We start from the raw sequence: 1,465 nt of genomic DNA, 5'->3' as shown, positions 1-1,465 counted from the left end.
CTATACCCTTCAGTGCTACCAATATAATTTTGTCTAAGATTCTTCTCGTCAATAAATCCAGTTTCATAGTTGAAACTATCTTTAAGAAGTCGCTGGGTTGATTTTAGTCCATCTATTCTAGAAGGTTTGTGAGCGATATTTATCCAGCCGGTTTCAGCGCGCTCGACGTCGATCATATTTTCGCGCACGATATCTTCTACAGTTTTTACTGCTGAAAATCCGACGTCAAATTGCTGTTTTGCTTCTTTAAGTCCGTATTGAGCTACGGTGTCTGCATAGTCATCTTTACCTACACAAATCATTGCAAAACCGCCATTTCGGCCGCTTGCCCCCCATCCAACTTTATTGGCTTCTAGAACGGTCGCTTTAATACCATGCTTTTTTGCAAGGTGATAAGCACACGAAAGCCCTGTAAATCCACCGCCAATAATGGCAACCGAAGTGTATGACCTGCTCGTCAGCTGATTGGATGTGACCACTTCCTCCCCGGCTGTCGCTGCCCAATAAGATGGTGCATGGTCTAGCCCAGACATTTCTATGCGTATAGGGGAGCTGACTCTAGTCGTTGGTTCGGCATTAAATCCTAGGTCCTTTCCGCCTTGGGTTAATCCACTATCCAGAGGGATACGGTTCGGATTATTGTGATCATGTACGCTGTTCATGACTTAACCTTGCGATAGGCGTCCTTCAGAGTGATGTGCCCGTTACGCACGAGGAAAACATCAATTCCAAGAGCAGCCACTGATTGGCCATTTGAGTCTGTACCAGTTACTTCCCATGTTGCAGTGACCCCACCTTCAAAAGGATAGATCGCTAATAATTTCATCTTTGTCTCGCCCGCAGCATCGAACATTACTTGCACTGCAGGCTCAATCTCTTGGCGGCCACGGTATGTTTTACCTGGCTCAGGCCCTTGGGATGCACAATAGACGGCATCTTCAGAGAACATTTCAATTACTGTCTTTAGATCTTGCTTTGCCCACGCGGAGAAAAAGTTATTAACTACTTCAACTGAGTTATCAATCACCAATTCAGCAATACTGCTCATTACTCGTACCCCTTTACCTAATCCAGATTACGGCAGAGATCGATCTGCCGGTTACCACCATCTTATTCCCAGATTTAGAATTAGCTCGGCATAATTTGCTCGAAAAATGACCGTTACACGTCAAAAACTATCGATTTTTGACGTTTGGCGTTATTTCAACTATGTTCAACTGAGCCTGCCATAAATGGTTCTATTCCGCAGGCTAATACGAGGAATGCATCAGTGACTCACAACGCACTTGATCGTGGCGATCGTCGAATACTTGCAATATTGCAGAGAGATTGCCTTACGCCTGCGGATCAAATTGCTGATGAAACAGGTATGTCCGCTTCATCTGTTTTGAGGCGCATACGTAAAATGCGCGACGATGGGGTAATTTTGGGGACAGGTCACAATTGTCGATGCGAAGAAGGTGGG

The 1,465-nt window shown here is 45.1% G+C and carries 3 protein-coding genes; 1 reads left to right on the top strand and 2 read right to left on the bottom strand.

All coding sequences use genetic code 11. The features are described from left to right. Window positions 1-662: FAD-binding oxidoreductase (locus HT737_RS29255; RefSeq protein ID WP_182404563.1), on the bottom strand; the 662-nt coding region annotated here is incomplete at its 3' end. Continuing rightward, entirely contained in the window at window positions 659-1,048 is a 390-nt protein-coding gene (locus HT737_RS29250; protein WP_182404562.1) for a nuclear transport factor 2 family protein, read from the bottom strand. The genes HT737_RS29250 and HT737_RS29255, both read right to left, overlap by 4 nt. Window positions 1,049-1,270: 222 nt before the next feature. Here HT737_RS29250 and HT737_RS29245 point away from each other — a divergent pair. Then, on the top strand, window positions 1,271-1,465 hold a 195-nt coding region (locus HT737_RS29245), incomplete at its 3' end, for an Lrp/AsnC family transcriptional regulator (protein WP_182404561.1).

Source organism: Pseudomonas sp. MD195_PC81_125 (assembly GCF_014060985.1).
GTDB lineage: Bacteria > Pseudomonadota > Gammaproteobacteria > Pseudomonadales > Pseudomonadaceae > Aquipseudomonas > Aquipseudomonas parakoreensis.
This window is presented reverse-complemented; position numbering and strand designations above follow the sequence as displayed.

Coding starts and splice junctions, on each gene's coding strand:
- HT737_RS29250 (WP_182404562.1), bottom strand. CDS start 1,048: ATGAGCAGTATTGCTGAATTGGTGATTGATAACTCAGTTGAAGTAGTT.